This is a genomic window from Telluria sp. ZB2R32 (genome assembly GCF_059685715.1).
Map to the genome: position 1 here is coordinate 291,105 of NZ_JCASIG010000004.1, position 15,871 is coordinate 306,975.

The 15,871-nt window shown below is 65.3% G+C and carries 16 protein-coding genes; 9 read left to right on the forward strand and 7 right to left on the reverse strand.

Going from position 1 to position 15,871, the window contains the following annotated elements; translation table 11 throughout:
* The first annotated feature begins 145 nt into the window (after positions 1-145).
* Positions 146-2,650, forward strand: a complete 2,505-nt coding sequence (locus tag AC56LG_RS13740; protein WP_497166635.1) for a TonB-dependent receptor plug domain-containing protein — start codon at positions 146-148, stop codon at positions 2,648-2,650.
* Positions 2,651-2,709: 59 nt separating this feature from the next.
* Here AC56LG_RS13740 and AC56LG_RS13745 read toward each other — a convergent pair whose 3' ends face one another.
* Entirely contained in the window at positions 2,710-3,219 is a 510-nt protein-coding gene (locus AC56LG_RS13745; protein WP_497166636.1) for a hypothetical protein, read from the reverse strand.
* Between the two features lie 33 nt (positions 3,220-3,252).
* Positions 3,253-3,720, reverse strand: a complete 468-nt coding sequence (locus AC56LG_RS13750) for a hypothetical protein (RefSeq protein ID WP_497166637.1) — start codon at positions 3,718-3,720, stop codon at positions 3,253-3,255.
* A gap of 58 nt (positions 3,721-3,778) precedes the next feature.
* Here AC56LG_RS13750 and AC56LG_RS13755 point away from each other — a divergent pair, with 58 nt between their 5' ends.
* The 3 genes from AC56LG_RS13755 (at position 3,779) to AC56LG_RS13765 (ending at position 6,626) form a co-directional block, all read left to right on the forward strand.
* The gene (locus AC56LG_RS13755; protein ID WP_497166638.1) at positions 3,779-5,065 is read left to right on the forward strand and encodes an SDR family oxidoreductase; all 1,287 of its coding nucleotides are present in this window, start codon (positions 3,779-3,781) and stop codon (positions 5,063-5,065) included.
* Positions 5,065-5,529, forward strand: a complete 465-nt coding sequence (locus AC56LG_RS13760) for a DUF2269 family protein (protein ID WP_497166639.1) — start codon at positions 5,065-5,067, stop codon at positions 5,527-5,529. Before AC56LG_RS13755 ends, AC56LG_RS13760 begins: the two co-directional genes overlap by 1 nt.
* 77 nt (positions 5,530-5,606) lie before the next feature.
* The gene (locus tag AC56LG_RS13765) at positions 5,607-6,626 is read left to right on the forward strand and encodes a zinc-dependent alcohol dehydrogenase family protein (protein ID WP_497166640.1); all 1,020 of its coding nucleotides are present in this window, start codon (positions 5,607-5,609) and stop codon (positions 6,624-6,626) included.
* A gap of 1 nt (position 6,627) precedes the next feature.
* Here AC56LG_RS13765 and AC56LG_RS13770 read toward each other — a convergent pair whose 3' ends face one another.
* From AC56LG_RS13770 to AC56LG_RS13785, 4 genes are all read right to left on the reverse strand, one after another.
* Positions 6,628-7,443: a glutaminyl-peptide cyclotransferase gene (locus tag AC56LG_RS13770; protein ID WP_497166641.1), complete on the reverse strand. Its 816-nt coding sequence runs from the start codon at positions 7,441-7,443 to the stop codon at positions 6,628-6,630.
* 33 nt (positions 7,444-7,476) lie between these two features.
* Positions 7,477-7,962, reverse strand: coding sequence for a DUF6644 family protein (locus tag AC56LG_RS13775; RefSeq protein ID WP_497166642.1), 486 nt, complete (start codon positions 7,960-7,962; stop codon positions 7,477-7,479).
* A complete protein-coding gene (locus tag AC56LG_RS13780) occupies positions 7,962-8,306 on the reverse strand; it encodes a DUF6152 family protein (RefSeq protein ID WP_497166643.1) in 345 nt (114 codons plus the stop codon). The genes AC56LG_RS13775 and AC56LG_RS13780 overlap by 1 nt, the downstream gene beginning before the upstream one ends.
* An 83-nt stretch (positions 8,307-8,389) precedes the next feature.
* Entirely contained in the window at positions 8,390-8,983 is a 594-nt protein-coding gene (locus tag AC56LG_RS13785; RefSeq protein WP_497166644.1) for a histidine phosphatase family protein, read from the reverse strand.
* Between the two features lie 84 nt (positions 8,984-9,067).
* On the opposite strand from AC56LG_RS13785, the gene AC56LG_RS13790 reads away from it, so the two are divergent.
* Positions 9,068-9,715: a DUF6624 domain-containing protein gene (locus AC56LG_RS13790; protein ID WP_497166645.1), complete on the forward strand. Its 648-nt coding sequence runs from the start codon at positions 9,068-9,070 to the stop codon at positions 9,713-9,715.
* 134 nt (positions 9,716-9,849) lie between these two features.
* Here AC56LG_RS13790 and AC56LG_RS13795 read toward each other — a convergent pair whose 3' ends face one another.
* Entirely contained in the window at positions 9,850-10,863 is a 1,014-nt protein-coding gene (locus AC56LG_RS13795; protein WP_497166646.1) for a zinc-binding alcohol dehydrogenase family protein, read from the reverse strand.
* Positions 10,864-10,961: 98 nt separating this feature from the next.
* Between AC56LG_RS13795 and AC56LG_RS13800 the strand changes: the two genes are divergently transcribed.
* From AC56LG_RS13800 to AC56LG_RS13815, 4 genes are all read left to right on the forward strand, one after another.
* Positions 10,962-11,849, forward strand: a complete 888-nt coding sequence (locus AC56LG_RS13800) for a LysR family transcriptional regulator (RefSeq protein ID WP_497166647.1) — start codon at positions 10,962-10,964, stop codon at positions 11,847-11,849.
* Positions 11,850-12,018: 169 nt separating this feature from the next.
* Entirely contained in the window at positions 12,019-12,543 is a 525-nt protein-coding gene (locus AC56LG_RS13805; protein ID WP_497166648.1) for a (2Fe-2S)-binding protein, read from the forward strand.
* The gene (locus AC56LG_RS13810; RefSeq protein ID WP_497166649.1) at positions 12,540-13,583 is read left to right on the forward strand and encodes an FAD binding domain-containing protein; all 1,044 of its coding nucleotides are present in this window, start codon (positions 12,540-12,542) and stop codon (positions 13,581-13,583) included. Before AC56LG_RS13805 ends, AC56LG_RS13810 begins: the two co-directional genes overlap by 4 nt.
* A complete protein-coding gene (locus AC56LG_RS13815) occupies positions 13,576-15,864 on the forward strand; it encodes a xanthine dehydrogenase family protein molybdopterin-binding subunit (protein WP_497166650.1) in 2,289 nt (762 codons plus the stop codon). Before AC56LG_RS13810 ends, AC56LG_RS13815 begins: the two co-directional genes overlap by 8 nt.
* Positions 15,865-15,871 lie beyond the last annotated feature (7 nt).

The following is a 15,871-nucleotide window of genomic DNA, read 5'->3' on the forward strand; positions in this document are numbered from 1 at the left end:
TACGTCATCCTTACGTAATTACAACTGTTGCTTTCTGTACTACAGCGCCCGTGGCAAATTGACATGCCCGGGTGCGCCCTCCAGACTGAACTGAGCAGGCAGCGATGCAAGCAGCTGCTCAGTTCAATCATGCGAGGGGAATTCAATGCAAGGAACGACGAAGAAAACGGTGCTGGCCCTGTCCATCGCCGCGCTGTTTGCAGGCACGAGTCAAGCACAAACCCAGCCCCAGAGCCAGGACAGCACCGCTACCGAAGGGGCCGCTGCAACGGTCGTGGTCACGGGTACGCGCGTGGCCAACCGCAGCGCGCTCGACACCGCCGCCGCGGTCGACATCATCTCGGCCGAGACCCTGAAAAACACCGGCACCACCGAGATGAACCAGGCGCTGTCGGTGGCCTTACCCTCGCTGAACTTCCCCCGTCCCTCGCTCACCGACGGCACCGACACCATCCGCCCGGCCACGCTGCGCGGCATGGCGCCCGACCAGACCCTGGTGCTGGTCAATTCCAAGCGCCGCCACAGCTCCTCGCTCGTCAACCTGAACGGCAGCGTCGGGCGCGGCTCGGCGGCGGTCGACATGAACACGATCCCGACCGCGATCGTGAAAAACATCGAGGTGCTGCGCGACGGCGCCGCCGCCCAGTACGGGTCGGACGCGATCTCCGGCGTCATCAACCTGCGCCTGCGCAACGACCGCGACGGCGGCGAAGCCAGCGTCACCTATGGCGCGCGCTTTACCGAATACGACCTGTTCAACGACGTCACGCCGGCGGGCGGCACCTGGTCCGGCCCCGCTTCGCGCGAGCGCACCGACGGCCAGAGTGCCACCGTCAGCGTCTGGAAAGGTTTGGCGCTCGGCGAGACCGGCCACCTGACCATCGCTGCCGAATACAAGGACCAGTCGCGCACCGAGCGCGGCGGCTACGACGTGCGCCAGCAATACCCGAGACTGGCGAACGGCGCCTTTGACCCGCGCGAAAACACGATCGACCGCTTCAATGCCTGGTACGGCGACCCGGAAATGCAGCAGACGACCCTGTTCGCCAATGCCGGCAACGACCTTGGCAACGGCGTCAAGGTGTATGGCTGGGCCAGCTACCAGAAGAGGGAGGCGCGTTCGTCCGGCTATTTCCGCCCGGCCCAGGATGCGCGCAACATCCCGGCGATCTATCCGGACGGCTTCCTGCCGGTGATCGCTCCCACCGTGGACGACTTCAGCCTCACCGGCGGCGTGACCTGGTCGCTGGGCAGCTGGGACATGGACACGTCGCTCGGCTACGGCAAGAACAAGATGCAGTTCGAAATCCAGAACACCCTGAACCGCTCGATCGGCCCGTCCAGCAAAACCGAATTCGACGCCGGCGGCTTCGCGTACGACCAGCTGGTGTTCAATCTCACCGGCGTGCGTACGCTCGACCTCGCCGGCCTGTCCTCGCCGCTGAACATCGCCGTCGGCACCGAAGTGCGGCGCGAAGGTTACGAACTGTTTGCCGGTGAACCGGACTCCTACCGCTACGGCGGCCAGGTGCTGGCCAACGGCACCCCGGCCGCGCCGGGCGCCCAGGTGTTCCCGGGCTTCCGTCCCTCCAACGAAATCGACACCCACCGCACCGCGGTCGGCGCCTTTGTCGACCTGGAGGCGAACATCACCCCGCAACTGCTGGCCTCGGTTGCGGTGCGTGGCGAACATTACTCGGACTTCGGCGAAAGCCTGGCCGGCAAGATCGCCGGCCGCTACGATTTCACCAAGAATTTCGCCCTGCGCGGCTCGCTGCAGAACGGTTTCAGGGCGCCGTCGCCGCAGCAGCAGAATTTCACGTCGACCTCGACCAATTTCGTCGACGGCGTGCCCTACGAGATCACCACCTTCAAACCGACCGATCCGGTGGCCGTGGCGCTCGGCGCGCAGCCGCTCGATGCCGAAAAATCGGTCAACCTGTCGCTCGGCGCGGTGCTGCGCTTCGACCGCGTCAGCCTGACGATCGACGCCTACCGCATCAAAATCCGCGACCGCATCGTCTTGTCGGAAAACCTGCTGCAGGCGAACGTGCGCAATTACATCGTGTCCCAGGGGTTCATCGGCGTCGGCGGCGGACGCTTCTTCATCAATGGCGTCGACACCACCACCGACGGCGTCGACATCGTCATGAACTGGCCGGTGAATGCCGGCGCGGCCGGGCGCTTCGACACCACGCTGGCGGCCAATTTCAACAGTACCGAAGTCACCAGGACCCCGGTCACGGCCCAGCTGGCGGCGCTGAACCCGGCGCCGGCGCTGTTCGACCGCGTCAACATCATCGCCATCGAGGAAGGCCAGCCGAAGAACAAGTTCAGCGCCAACCTGAACTGGAAACTGGGGCAATGGGGCGCCACCGCGCGCGCCACCCGCTATGGCAAGACCATGACGCCGGGCACCACCGCGGCGCTGGACTTCCAGCTGGGCGCGAAAACCATCGTCGACCTCGAGGCGCGCTACGCCCTGACGCCGAAGATGACGCTGGCGCTCGGCGCCGACAACGTCTTCGACCAGTACCCGGAAACGCTGCCGCCGGCACTGAACACGACCGGGAATACGCCGTTCTCGAACTATTCGCCATTCGGACGTTCCGGCCGGTTTGTGTACGCACGCGCCAACTACGCGTTCTGAAGACCATCAAATGAAACGCGCCCGGGATGTTGCCGCGGGCGCGTTTTTTCATTCAGTGTTTATTGCGCCGCCGCGACCGTCCGGCGCCTGCCGGCCGCGACGCCATCGCGCACGGCCCACACAAAGGAGAGCACCGACATCGCCGTCAGCGCCCAGCTGGCCCAGCCGTAATCGACGCGCACGACCGCCGTCGGCGCGCCATGCCACCATACGAGCGCATACGCGACCAGGGTGATCAGCACGCCGAGACTGATGAACAGCAGCAGGTGCAGTACCCGTTCCGATGTCGGCAGGATGCGCGTATCTCCCTCGACGATGACGTCGCGCGCCGAGACGATCACTTCGCACAGCAGCAGCGCGCCGATCCACCAGACCCAGGCGCCATGCCACTCGTACCAGGCCAGGCAGGCGAACAGGCTGGCGAAGATGGTTTCGCGCGCGGCGTGCAGCGCTTCCTCGGGTGCGGCGTCGCCGCGTTTCGGCAGTTTCGCCAGCAATTCGTGGTTGACGACGATGTCGAGAAAGCCCAGCACACCATGCAGGAGCAGCACGTAGATATAGGGCGGCACGATTTCCTCGCCTGCTCTAGACTGGCCCGGCTGTCAACGCTTGCGCAGGGCGATCGCGCCCAGCGCCAGGCCGACGGCGAATGCCGCATACACACCGGCCAGCGATTTTTTCGAGAGGCGCTTTTCGTAACCCGGTTTCAGGCGCTGCGGCGTCATCTTGTAGTCGGCGAAGCAGGCAATGGCGGAAGTGGCGGCGGATGCGGCCAGTGTCACCCTTAAATCCTTGCGGTCGAGCTTTTCGCCGACCAGTTTTTCGAACAGCACCGACCAGAAGGTGGAACTGGCGTGGTGGATCAGGTAGCCGGTGATCGTGTACTTCAGCGAAAAGCCGTCGTGCTCGGCCGCTTCGTCGCCCCAGATCCAGTGGCTGACGGCGTTGGTCGGCGCATACGCGCTGCCGGCTTCGGAACGGCCGAGCAGGGCCAGCGCGGCGGTCGAGACGACGCTCGATGCGGCGCCACCGATCAGGCCGCGTTGTAATGAAGTGTTCCAATCTGACATAGTGATCGTCCTCGCTAACTTGTCATGACTCGATAAATCGGTCGGTAAAAGGAATTGCATGCGGATCTTGCTCACCGGCGCCAGCGGTTTCATTGGACAGCATCTGGTACAGGCCTTGCTGGCCGAAGGCCACCACGTCGTCTGCGCCGTGCGCACACCCAAAACGAGCACCGATCCGCGCCTGAGCTATATTCAAGCTGACTTCGCCAACGATACCGACAAATCGGTTTGGCTGGCGCGCCTTTCCAGGGTCGAAGCCGTCATCAACACGGTCGGGATTTTCCGCGAGTCGGGCCGGCAAAGCTTCGAGCGCCTGCATACGCTGGCCCCGCGCGCGCTGTTCGCCGCCTGCGCCGAATCCGACGACGTGCGCATGGTGATCCAGTTGTCCGCGCTGGGCGCCGACGCCCAGGCCGACAGCCGCTACCACCTGTCGAAAAAGGCGGCCGACGACTACCTCGCTTCTCTGCCGCTGCGCGCCTACATCGTCCAGCCCTCGCTGGTCTACGGCAAGGAAGGCGCCAGCGCCGCGGTGTTTAAAACCCTGGCCAGCATGCCCTTGTCGCTGCGCTTCGGCAGCGCGCCGCAACTGGTGCAGCCGGTGCACGTCGACGACGTGGTGGCGGCGATCGTCGCCCTGCTGCGTCACCGCCTGCCGCTATCTCCGGGCAGCACCGCCATGCGCGTACCGCTGGTCGGCCCCGAGGCGCTGTCGTTCAGCGATTACCTGGCGCGCCTGCGTAGTGCCCTCGGTATTCGAGGACGCCAATGGGTGCTGCCGTTGCCCGGCCCGATGGCGCGGCTGCTGGCCAAGGCCGGACGCTGGCTGCCCGGCGCGCTGCTCGACGAAGACGCGCTACGCATGCTCGACCGCGGCAATACGGGCGACGCCGCCGTGATCACCCATTTGCTGGGCCGGCCGCCGGCGCCGATCGCCAGTTTCGTTACCGACGCGCGCGCCGAGCGCACCCTTGCCAAACTCGGCTGGCTGCTGCCGACCCTGCGCTGGAGCATCGTCGTCGTCTGGATCGCCACCGCCATCGTTTCCTTTGGCCTGTATCCGGTCGAGGCCAGCTACGAGCTGCTGGCGCGCACCGGCATCCCGCCGGCGCTGCAGCCGCTGATGCTGTACGGCGCCGCGAGTTTTGACTTGCTGCTCGGCCTGGGCATCGCTTTCCTGCCGCGGCGGCGCTGGCTATGGCTCGCACAATTGGGCTTGATCGGTTTTTATACGGTCGTGATAGCGTTCAAATTGCCTGAATTTTTATTGCATCCGTACGGGCCGCTGACGAAAAACCTGCCGATGCTGGCGGCCATTTGGCTGTTATACGAGCTGGAGGAATAATGGAGTATGTCGTTATCAAATGGCTGCACATCCTGTCGTCGACCTTTTTGTTCGGCACTGGCATTGGTTCGGCCTGGTACATGCTGTTTGCGAATATCAGCCGCGACGTGCGCGCGATCGCCGTGGTCAGCCGCAACGTCGTGATCGCCGACTGGGTGTTTACGGCGACCACCGCCATCATCCAACCGGCGACCGGCTTCTACATGATCCACCTGGCCGGTTATCCGCTGCACAGCACATGGATCATGTGGTCGATCGCTTTATATGTGCTGGCCGGCGCCTGCTGGCTGCCGGTGGTGTGGATCCAGATGCGCTTGCGCGACCTGGCGGCCGAGGCGGCGCGCACGAACAGCGCGCTGCCGCCGCAATACTGGCGTCTCTTCAAAACCTGGGTCGCGCTCGGGGTGCCGGCATTTGTCGCGTTCGTCGTGATCTTCTGGCTGATGGTGGCCAAGCCGATGTGAGTCCCGGCAAACGGAACACGGCGCTGCGGCGCGCGCAGTAGAATTGCCGGCTACTAGACCACTTCCAGGAGAAGACAATGCGGGCTTACCAGATTCTGCCGGGCGACAATATCGACGGTTTGCAGTGCGTGGATTTTCCCCAGCGCGAATTGGCGAATGGCGAGGTGCGGGTGCGCGTGCACGCGGTGTCGCTCAACTACCGCGACTTGATGGTTGCCAGCGGCAATTATCTGGTGAATGTGGATGACCCGATCATTCCCTGCTCGGACGGCGCCGGCGAAGTGCTGGCCGTCGGCCATGGCGTGACCCGGCTGCAGGTAGGCGACCGCGTCGCCGGCTCCTTCTTCCCGCACTGGCAGGATGGGCGCACGTCTCCGAGTAAAATCCGCCATGCGCTGGGCGGCGACATCGACGGCATGCTGGCGCAAGAAGTCGTGCTGCACGAAGATGCGCTGGCAAAAATTCCGCCGCAGTTGAATTATGTCGAGGCGTCGACCATGCCGTGCGCCGGCGTCACCGCCTGGAATGCGATGTTCGAGTCGAGCAACGCCATCAAGCCGGGCGATACCGTGCTGCTGCTGGGCACCGGCGGCGTGTCGGTGCTGGGCTTGCAGCTGGCGCGCGCGGCCGGGCTGCGCACGATCATCACCTCGTCGTCCGACGAAAAACTGCAGCGTGCCCGTGAACTCGGTGCGCACCACACCATCAATTACCGCACCACGCCGGAATGGCAGGACGAAGTCTTGCGCGCGACCCACGGCGTCGGCGCCGACGTGGTGCTGGAAGTGGGCGGGCAGGGCACCGTGAATCGCTCGGTGGCGTCGTGCGCGATGGGCGGCAGCGTGGCGATCATCGGCGGCGTCAGCGGCTTTGGCGGCGAAGTCAATCCGGCGACTTTACTGGGCGGCGCCAAGCGCATGGTCGGCATTTTCGTCGGCAGCCGCCTGATGCTGGAGCAGGTGATGCGCTTTGCCGCGATCAACGCGATCAAGCCGGTGGTCGACCGCGTGTTCGGTTTCGATGAGGCGAAGGAAGCCTACCGCTACATGGAATCGGGTTCGCACTTCGGCAAGGTGGTCATTTCGGTGGTCGGGTAATTCATCTGCCTTCGAAGCGTACCAGCTCGATCTCGAACAGTTTCGGCCAGAACTTGCCGGTCACGTAGAGCTTGCGGTGCTTGCCGTCCCAGGCGATGCCGTTGAGGACGGCGTCGGCCGAGCTGGTGCCGCGTTTTTCGCGCGGCAGCAAGTTTGTCAGGTCGATCCAGCCGGTCACCTTGCCCGAGCCGGGATCGATGCGGGCGATGATGTCGGTGCCCCAGACGTTCGCATACAGTTCGCCGTCGACGATCTCCAGTTCGTTCAGGGAGTCGATCGGCTTGCCGTCGGCCGTCACCTGTACGCGCCGCACTTCTTTTAACGAGCCCGGATCGAGCACGCGGATGCTGGCGCTGCCGTCGCTCATGTAGACATATTTCGCATCGCTGGCCAGGCCCCAGCCTTCGCCTTGGTAGGGAAACTTGCCTTTCAAGGTGAAGGTTTTGGCGTCGAATACATAGCCGGTCTTCGATTGCCAGGTCAGGCCGAGGATGTTGTCGCCGACGGCAGTAGACCCTTCGCCGAACACGTCGTTCGGCAAGTCGGTCTTTTGCAGCACCTTGCCTGTTTTCAGGTCGAGGCGGCGCAGGGTCGAGCGGCCGGTCAGTCCGGTCGTCTCGAACAGGTGGCCGTCGCGGAAGAACAGTCCCTGCGTAAACGCCTGCGGATCGTGCGGATAGGTGTTCTTGACGATAAAGCCGTAGACGGGGATGGCCGCCACGGCGGCATTGCAGGCGCAGCCTGCGAGGACGATTGCGGTGAGGGCGGCGGCGGGTTTCAGCATGCTGGCACGGATGCGGTTATTCGGGATGGTCACTGTAGCATGCAGCAGGCCGGGCCGCAGGCGCGACTACAGATAGGCCAGCAGGCGGCCGCAGGTGATCACGCCCAGCCAGAGCAGGATCGACAGCGCGGCGCCGCAGCGTGCCAATGGCGGCGCCGCATGCTCGCGGTCCCAGCCGGCGACGCTGCGATACGGCAGTAAATGAAAAGCGAGCGCATTCAGGCCGGCCAGGGCGATCAACACCAGTTTCAGCAAAAAGGCGGGATTGTTCGCCAGCTCGACCGGGTGCGCGCTGAACAGCAATACCCCGGCCGGCACCACCAGCAACATGCTCGCCAGCGCCCAGCGCAGCAGGTGGTTGCCCAAGGCGACGACCGGCAGCGTGCGCGCCCAGCCGAGCACACGCAGGTCGAACAGCACGACGCTGCCGACCAGCACCGCAAAGCCGGCGATATGGACGATCTCGACGATCGGGTACAGCCAGGTACCCTCGCGCATTGCCACCGACAAGGGCGTTGCCGCCAGCGTATCCAGAACGCGGGCGTCCGCCATCAGCGCAACTCCACCTTCTTGCCCTCGATCGTGATGTTTTCGGCGCGCAATTCATCGCCCTTGCTGCGGTGCGGGTAGCCATGCACGCTCGCCTTTTGGCCGGCGACCAGTTTTTCGCGCGCCAGACCCCGGCTTTCCATGCGCGAGGGCGGCGCCAGTACGACCAGCCAGGTCTTGTCGGCCGTTTTCAGGCGCACGAAGCCGTGCGGCTGTTCGTAGCCGGCCTGTTCGATGGTGCCGGACAGGTCGAGCGGCTTGTCGGCCTGGTATTCGCTCCAGCCGTGGTGGGCCAGGGTGCCGGCGCTGAACAGCAGTCCGGCGGTGAGCAACATAAAACGTTTCATGACGGGTCTCCCGGGAGGTGTTCTCATCAATCTGCCGTGCCGATTCTACGCCCGAACACGGCCACGCGCGCGCATGTGCACATTCACGGCGCCGCTTTTCCGGCGGTGGGTACCGGAAGACGCCCCAGTACCGCCAGCTTGCCGCCGCGTCCTGCCAACAGCACTATTTCTCCCTGCGCCAGCGATTCTCCGGTAAGGGCGCGGATGTTGACGTCGTGCGTCACCAGCACCAGCGGCGTGGTCTCGGTGCGTGCGGCCAGGCGTGCGCGCAGGTCGCGCAGTTTCGCGGAGGAGGCGCCGGCGTCGTCCTCGAACATCGAGTCCAGGCTTGGCTCCGGTTGCGCGCGGCCGAAGGCCAGGCGCGCGGTGTCCAGGCAGCGGCACCAGCGGCTCGACCAGACCGCGCCGGGGTTGACCTGGTGACGGCGGAAGGCGGCGCCGACCGCGCGCGCATCGGCGCGGCCGCGTTCGGACAGGTTGCGCTGGGTCGGGCACTGGTCCAGTTTGAAACCGGGTGGGTCGCCGATGCCGGGCACCGTCGCCGCGTGGCGCATCAGGACCGTGACGCCGCCGCCGCGCAGCTTTTGCCAAAGCGCGTCCTGGTCCATGTCGGCTGCCTGGGAGGGCAGGGCGGCGGGCAGCAACAGCAGAGACAGCAAAAATGCGGGCGCGTTCATGGGATCTCCCTGTGGATAAACGCCGGGTTATCCCAGCACCTGCTTATGCTACGCTTTATTCATTGCTTTTTTGAGAACGAAACGATGAAACGTCTTCGCAGACTGCAGGCAATGGCTGCGCTGTCGGCCGCACTGGCGGCGCCGGCCCAGGCCGCGCCCGATTGCAGCGCCTATGCACAGGAACTGGCCACCATGGCGGAAGCGGCCGATGCCGTGCGCAGCCGGGTCGATTACCTGGCGCCGCCCGAGGATGCGGCGGCGGCACGCCACCTGGCCCAGCTGGCACTGGTCGAGCGCGCCAACGGCGCGCGCCTGGGCGCCCTGATGGCGGCCTGCGGCTGGCCGCGGCGCAGCGTCGAAGGAGAAGAAGCGGCGCGCCAGGCCTGGCTGATCGTCCAGCAACGCGCCGACGACCTACCCTTGCAGCGCCAGGCCGTGCGCCAGCTGGAACTGGCCGCCCTCGACGGCGAAGCCGCCATGACCCACCTCGCCACGGCATCGGACCGCCTGGCCGTCAGGGAAGGGCGCCCGCAGCGCTACGGCACCCAGCTGCGCCCGGTCGACGCCTGCAGCTGGGATTACTACCCGCTGGACGACCCGGGTCGCGTCGAGGCGCGCCGCCGGCGCATCGGCTTGCCGACGCTGGCCGACCACAAACGCAGCATCGACGCGCTGATCATCACGGAAAACTGCCCGGCGCCGCGCATGAACAATCCCGGCACCAGACGGTAAAACATACAGTATATATCGTTTAATTCATATTAATAATATAAACGATAATACCGTTTAATTGATGCATTTTCAGGCAGTTTTTTCTTTCGACAATAAATGCCAAAAGACAATTTAAACCGCCTGAAATCGTTCCTTTAAAACCCGGCCAGCACCACCTTGCCGCTGGCCGCGCCGCTTTCGATAAAGGCGTGGGCGCGCCGCAGGTTGTCGGCGTTGATCGTCCCCATGTTCTGCGCCAGCGTGGTGCGGATGCGGCCGTCGTCGACCAGTTGCGCCACCTCGTTCAGCAGGCGGTGCTGGGCCTGGATATCCGGGGTGGTGAACAGCGAGCGCGTAAACATCAGTTCCCAATGCAGCGAAATGCTTTTGCGTTTTAATAAACGCACGTCGATCGGCTCCGGGTCGTCGATCAGCGCCAGTTTTCCTTGCGGTTTGATGGCGTTGACGAGTGAAATAAAATGTTTATCCGTGTGGGTCAGGCTGATGGCGTAGTCGACTTCGCCCAGGCCGGCGTCCTGCAAGGCCGTATCGAGCGGGGTGCTGTGGTCGATCACGTGCTGGGCGCCGAAGATGCGCGCCCATTCTCGCGTTTCGGGGCGCGAGGCGGTGCCGATCACGGTGATGCCGGTCAGCTGGCGCGCCAGCTGCACCAGGATCGAGCCGACGCCACCGGCCGCGCCCACCACCAGCAGTTTTTCACCCGCATGGCCGCCAAACTCCAAGCCGAGGCGGTCGAACAGCAATTCCCAGGCCGTGATCGCCGTCAGCGGCAGCGCCGCCGCTTCGGCAAAGCCAAGCGAGGTCGGCATGCGCCCGACGATGCGCTCGTCGACCAGCTGCAGTTCGCTGTTGCTGCCGGGGCGGTTGATCGCCCCGGCATACCAGACGCGGTCGCCCGGCTTGAACAGCGTCACCGCCGGGCCGACGGCGCGCACGATGCCGCTGGCATCGAAGCCCAGCACTTTCGGTTCGGCTTGGCCCTCTGCCGGCAAGCCGCGCCGCACCTTGGTGTCGACCGGGTTGACGGAGACCGCATGGACTTCCACCAGCAGGTCGTGGCCGCTGGCAACCGGATCAGCGAGAACGACGTCCTGCAGCGCATTGCTGTCGGAGGCGGGGAGGGATGCGTAGGCGGCGATGGCTTTCATGGGTAACCTCTTATTGAATGGACATGGCCCAGTGTAGCGGCTCTGGATTACGATGATTAGTCGTTATAATCCGGAAAGACTATCCACCGGGGTGAACAATGAAGCTGGACGCCATGGCGCTGTTCGTGCAGGTCGCCGCCAGCGGCAGTTTTACGGGCGCCGCCAGCGCCACCGGTTTGCCGAAGTCCACTGTCAGTGCACGCGTGGCCGAGCTGGAAAGCACCTTGGGCGTGCGCCTGCTGCACCGGACCACGCGCCGCCTGAGCCTGACCGCGGCCGGGCAACTGTACCTGACGCATTGCCAGACCATGCTCGACGCCGCGCACGCCGCCGACGCGGCGATTTCCCGCCTGCGCGATCAGCCGGCAGGGCACCTGCGCCTGACGGCCCCGGAAGCCTCGGGCATTCTGTTGCTGCCGCCGCTGCTCGCCGCCTTTTATGCGCGTTACCCGGCCGTCACCGTCGATTGCGTGATCACCGACGCCCACCTCGACCTGGTGGCCGAACGCATCGACCTCGCCCTGCGCACCGGCCAACTGGCTGACTCCTCGTTCGTCTCGCGCCGCATCGGCCCGGTGCGGCGCGTGCTGGTGGCTTCTTCTTCCTACCTGGCGGCGCATGGCGTGCCGGAACACCCGGCCGAGCTGGCGCGCCACCAGTTGCTGCTGCACGACGTGCTGCCGCACTGGCCACTGCAGTGCGAGGGCAAGGTGTTGCAAGTGGCCGCCGCCGGCGCGCCGCTGCGCGCCAACAATTTGAATACCCTGCGCGGCCTGTGCCTGGCCGGCGCCGGCATCGCCTTGCTGCCCTGGTTCATGGTGCGCGCAGACCTGGCCGCCGCCAGCCTGCACCCCGTGCTGCCGGCCTGCCCGCCGCTCGACAACACCTATTACGCCGTCTATCCCGGCCGCAGCCACCGCCCGGCGGCGCTCAGCGCCCTGCTCGCATTCATCGACGAGTTCGATCTGGCCAGCCAGCTGGCCTGAGCCGGCGCGGGTTTCGGGCAAGCCTTCCCTACACCCGCGTTCTCCCGGCTATTGTGCGCCGGTCACCAAGTGCTTGCTACTAAGATGGTTGTAATGGAATGACAACAGCATTCCCGGCCATTCCACGCCGCCTGCACAGCACGCCGACACCACCCAGAAAGGATTCACCATGACCGCTCCCGAGCGTTATCCGCTCACCCTGCGCATCAACGGCCAGCAACACGACATGGAACTCGAAGCCTGGGTGACCTTGCTGGACCTGCTGCGCGAGCGCCTCGACTTGACCGGTTCCAAAAAGGGCTGCGACCATGGCCAGTGCGGCGCCTGCACCGTCCTCGTCGACGGCAAGCGCATCAATTCCTGCATGACGCTGGCCCTGATGCAGAACGGCCGCGAGATCACCACCATCGAGGGTCTGGCAGAGGGCAACAAGCTGCACCCGATGCAGCAAGCCTTCATCGACAACGACGCCTTCCAGTGCGGCTACTGCACCCCGGGCCAGATCTGTTCGGCCATCGGCCTGATCAACGAAGGGCAGGCCAAAACCGTCGCCGAGGTGCGCGAACTGATGAGCGGGAACGTGTGCCGCTGCGGCGCCTATCCAGGCATCCGCAAGGCGGTGTGCGCCATCGCCGGCATCGATGGCGGAGACAATGCCGAACGCCCGGTCGTGACCGGAACGGTGCCGGCATGAACCCGTTTACTTTTTCCCAGGCCGACAATCCGCAAGCCGCGCTGGCGCAGGTGGCGGGCAACGCCAGCTTCGCCGGCGAGGCCGTGCGTTTCATCGCCGGCGGCACCAACCTGCTCGACCTCATGAAAGAAGGCGTGATGGTGTCCGGCCGCCTGGTCGACATCAACCGGCTCACGCTCGATGCCATCGAGGAGGACGAAGGTGGAGAAGAAGCGGGCCTGCGCCTGGGCGCCCTGGCGCGCAATGCCGATACCGCTTACCACCCGCTGGTGCGCGAACGTTATCCGCTGCTCACGGCCGCCATTCTCGCCGGCGCCTCGCCTCAGCTGCGCAACATGGCAAGCAATGGCGGCAACCTGCTGCAACGGACCCGCTGCTTTTACTTTTATGACGTCGGCACGCCTTGCAACAAGCGCGAACCGGGCAGCGGCTGTTCGGCGATCGGCGGCATCACCAAACAGCACGCGATCCTCGGCGCCAGCGAGCACTGCATCGCCACCCACCCGTCCGACATGTGCGTGGCGCTGGCCGCATTGGAGGCGACCGTGCACGTCGAATCGGTGCGCGGCAAACGGGCCATCCCCTTCGCCGAATTCCACCGCCTGCCGGGCGACGCGCCGCAGTACGACACCGTGCTCGAAGCCGACGAACTGATCACCCATATTTCTTTGCCGGACGCCCGCCGCTACGCGGCGCACTCGGCCTACATCAAGGTGCGCGAGCGCCTGTCGTATGCGTTCGCACTGGTGTCGGTGGCGGCGGCGCTCGACATCGGCGCCGACGGCGTCATCCGCAGCGCGCGCATCGCGCTCGGATCGGTCGCCCACAAACCGTGGCGCAAGCCGGAAGCCGAGGCGCTGCTGGAAGGGCAACGCGAAGACCCTGCCCTGTTCGGGCGCGTGGCCGACGTCCTGCTGGCGGACGCCGCCGGCCAGGGCCACAACGATTTCAAGATCGGGCTGGCGCGCAAGGCGATCGTGCGCGCGCTGCAGACCGCGGTGCAAGGCACCGTTCCCAATACCGGAGAGCCGAATGACTGACCTGATCCAGGACCTGAAAACGCCCGTCGCCGAACCGGGCACCGGCCAGGTCGCCACCGGCACCGCCGTGGCGCGCGTCGATGGCCGCGCCAAGGTCACCGGCGACGCCCGCTACGCTGCCGAATATGCGTCGACCGACATGCTGTATGGCGTCGTCGTCAGCGGCACCGTCGCCAAGGGCCGCATCCGCGACATCGATACCTTCGACGCCCTGCAGATCGAGGGCGTGGTCGAGGTGATGAGCCACCTGAACCGCCCGAAGGTACGCTCCTTCGACATCGCCTACAAGGACATGACGGCGCCGGCCGGCTCGCCATTCCGCCCGCTCTACGACGACCGCATCATCTACAACGGCCAGCCGGTGGCGCTGGTGCTGGCCGAGACCTTCGAAGCGGCGCGGCGCGCGGCGGCACTGGTGCGCGTGCGCTACGAGGAAGAGGACCACGACACCCGCCTTACCGCAAACCTGGACCGCGCCTACAAGCCGCGGCCCTTAAAAGCGGGCTACGAGCCGCCGCCGCCGGAAAAGGGCGATGCCGACAAAGCCTATCATGCCGCCCCGGTCAAGATCGAGGCCGAGTTCTATCACGGCGTCGAGCATCACAATCCACTCGAGCTGTTCGCCTCGACCGTGATCCGCGACGAGGATGGCCACCTGACGATTTACGACAAGACGCAAAGTTCGCAGAACAGCCGCTGGTACGTATCGCACGTGTTCGGCCTGTCGAAGGACAAGGTCACCGTGCGCAATCCCTACGTCGGCGGCGCCTTCGGTTCCGGCCTGCGCCCGCAATACCAGCTGACGCTGGCCGTGATGGCCTCGCTGCACATGAAACGCTCGGTGCGGGTGCAGCTGACGCGCCAGCAGATGTTCAGCTTCGGCCACCGTCCGGAGACGGTGCAATGGGTCAAGCTCGCGGCCGAGCGCGACGGCACGCTGACCTCGATCCGCCATGAAGCGATCGCCGAAACCTCGCAGATCGAGGATTACGTCGAGGTCGTGGTCAACTGGTCGGGCCTGCTCTACGCCTGCGCCAACATCAAGCTCGGTTATAAACTGGTGAGCCTGGACCAGTACACGCCGATCGACATGCGCGCCCCCGGCGCCGCGCACGGCATGCATGCGCTCGAAGTGGCGATGGACGAGCTGTCCTATGCGCTCGAGATGGACCCGCTGGCGCTGCGCCTGAAGAATTACGCCGAGCGCGCGCCGATCGACGACCAGCCGTATTCGAGCAAGGAGCTGCGCGCCTGCTATGAACAAGGCGCCGAACGCTTCGGCTGGTCGCAGCGGCCATTGGCGCCGCGCGCACGCAAGGAGGGCAGCGAATACGTCGGCTGGGGCATGGCGACCGGGGTCTGGGATGCGATGCAAATGTTCGCGCGCGCCAGCGCCGTGATGCATGCGGACGGCAGCCTGGTGGTGTCGAGCGCCGCCACCGACATCGGTACCGGCACCTATACCGTGATGGCGACCATTGCCGCCGAAGCGATGGGCTTGCCGCTGGAGCGCGTGACCTTTCAACTCGGCGATTCGACCTTGCCGGCGGCGCCGATCGAGGGCGGTTCGTCGCACGTGGCGACGGTTGGTTCGGCGGTGGCGGGCGTGTGCGAGAAGCTGCAACTGACGCTGCTGCGCTACGCCCAGTCGGCGGCGGATTCGCCCTTCCGCGACAAACGTTTGAAAGACGTGGAATTCGCGGGCGGCGTCATGCGTCTCAAAAAAGATCCGCACACCTTCATTTCGCTCGGCACCATTGTCGGGCGCGCCGGGCGCGAACGCATCGAGGAAAAATACCTGATGCTGCCGAACATGCTAAAGCAGCGCAAGTTCCGGCGCATGGTGCACTCGGCCGTGTTCGTCGAAGTGCGGGTCGACGAAGACCTCGGCGTGGTGCGCGTCACGCGCGTGGTCAGCGCCGTGGCCGCCGGGCGCATCATGAACACCAGGACCGCCGGCAGCCAGATCGTCGGCGGCGTAGTCTGGGGCATCAGCCAGGCGCTGCACGAGGAAAGCCTGACCGACCACCGCTTCGGGCGCTTCATGAACCACAATCTGTCCGAATACCACGTGGCGGTGAATGCCGACATCCACGACATCGACGTCATCTTCGTCGAAGAGGACGACCGCATCGTCAGCCGCCTGGGCGCCAAGGGTGTCGGAGAGATTGGTTTAGTCAGCGTGGCGGCGGCGGTCAGCAATGCGATCTACCACGCGACCGGCAAGCGCATCCGCAGTACGCCGATCACGCCGGACAAGGTGCTGGCCGGCGGGCCTTGACACGGCC

Excerpts from the sequence above, each read along its gene's own strand:
- AC56LG_RS13765 (WP_497166640.1), top strand. The coding sequence starts at position 5,607 with ATGCGGGCTTACCAGATTCTGCCGGGCGACAATATCGACGGTTTGCAG.
- AC56LG_RS13775 (WP_497166642.1), bottom strand. The coding sequence starts at position 7,962 with ATGGCGGACGCCCGCGTTCTGGATACGCTGGCGGCAACGCCCTTGTCG.
- AC56LG_RS13805 (WP_497166648.1), top strand. The coding sequence starts at position 12,019 with ATGACCGCTCCCGAGCGTTATCCGCTCACCCTGCGCATCAACGGCCAG.
- AC56LG_RS13750 (WP_497166637.1), bottom strand. The coding sequence starts at position 3,720 with ATGTCAGATTGGAACACTTCATTACAACGCGGCCTGATCGGTGGCGCC.
- AC56LG_RS13800 (WP_497166647.1), top strand. The coding sequence starts at position 10,962 with ATGAAGCTGGACGCCATGGCGCTGTTCGTGCAGGTCGCCGCCAGCGGC.
- AC56LG_RS13815 (WP_497166650.1), top strand. The coding sequence starts at position 13,576 with ATGACTGACCTGATCCAGGACCTGAAAACGCCCGTCGCCGAACCGGGC.
- AC56LG_RS13740 (WP_497166635.1), top strand. The coding sequence starts at position 146 with ATGCAAGGAACGACGAAGAAAACGGTGCTGGCCCTGTCCATCGCCGCG.
- AC56LG_RS13810 (WP_497166649.1), top strand. The coding sequence starts at position 12,540 with ATGAACCCGTTTACTTTTTCCCAGGCCGACAATCCGCAAGCCGCGCTG.
- AC56LG_RS13790 (WP_497166645.1), top strand. The coding sequence starts at position 9,068 with ATGAAACGTCTTCGCAGACTGCAGGCAATGGCTGCGCTGTCGGCCGCA.
- AC56LG_RS13785 (WP_497166644.1), bottom strand. The coding sequence starts at position 8,983 with ATGAACGCGCCCGCATTTTTGCTGTCTCTGCTGTTGCTGCCCGCCGCC.
- AC56LG_RS13760 (WP_497166639.1), top strand. The coding sequence starts at position 5,065 with ATGGAGTATGTCGTTATCAAATGGCTGCACATCCTGTCGTCGACCTTT.
- AC56LG_RS13755 (WP_497166638.1), top strand. The coding sequence starts at position 3,779 with ATGCGGATCTTGCTCACCGGCGCCAGCGGTTTCATTGGACAGCATCTG.
- AC56LG_RS13795 (WP_497166646.1), bottom strand. The coding sequence starts at position 10,863 with ATGAAAGCCATCGCCGCCTACGCATCCCTCCCCGCCTCCGACAGCAAT.
- AC56LG_RS13780 (WP_497166643.1), bottom strand. The coding sequence starts at position 8,306 with ATGAAACGTTTTATGTTGCTCACCGCCGGACTGCTGTTCAGCGCCGGC.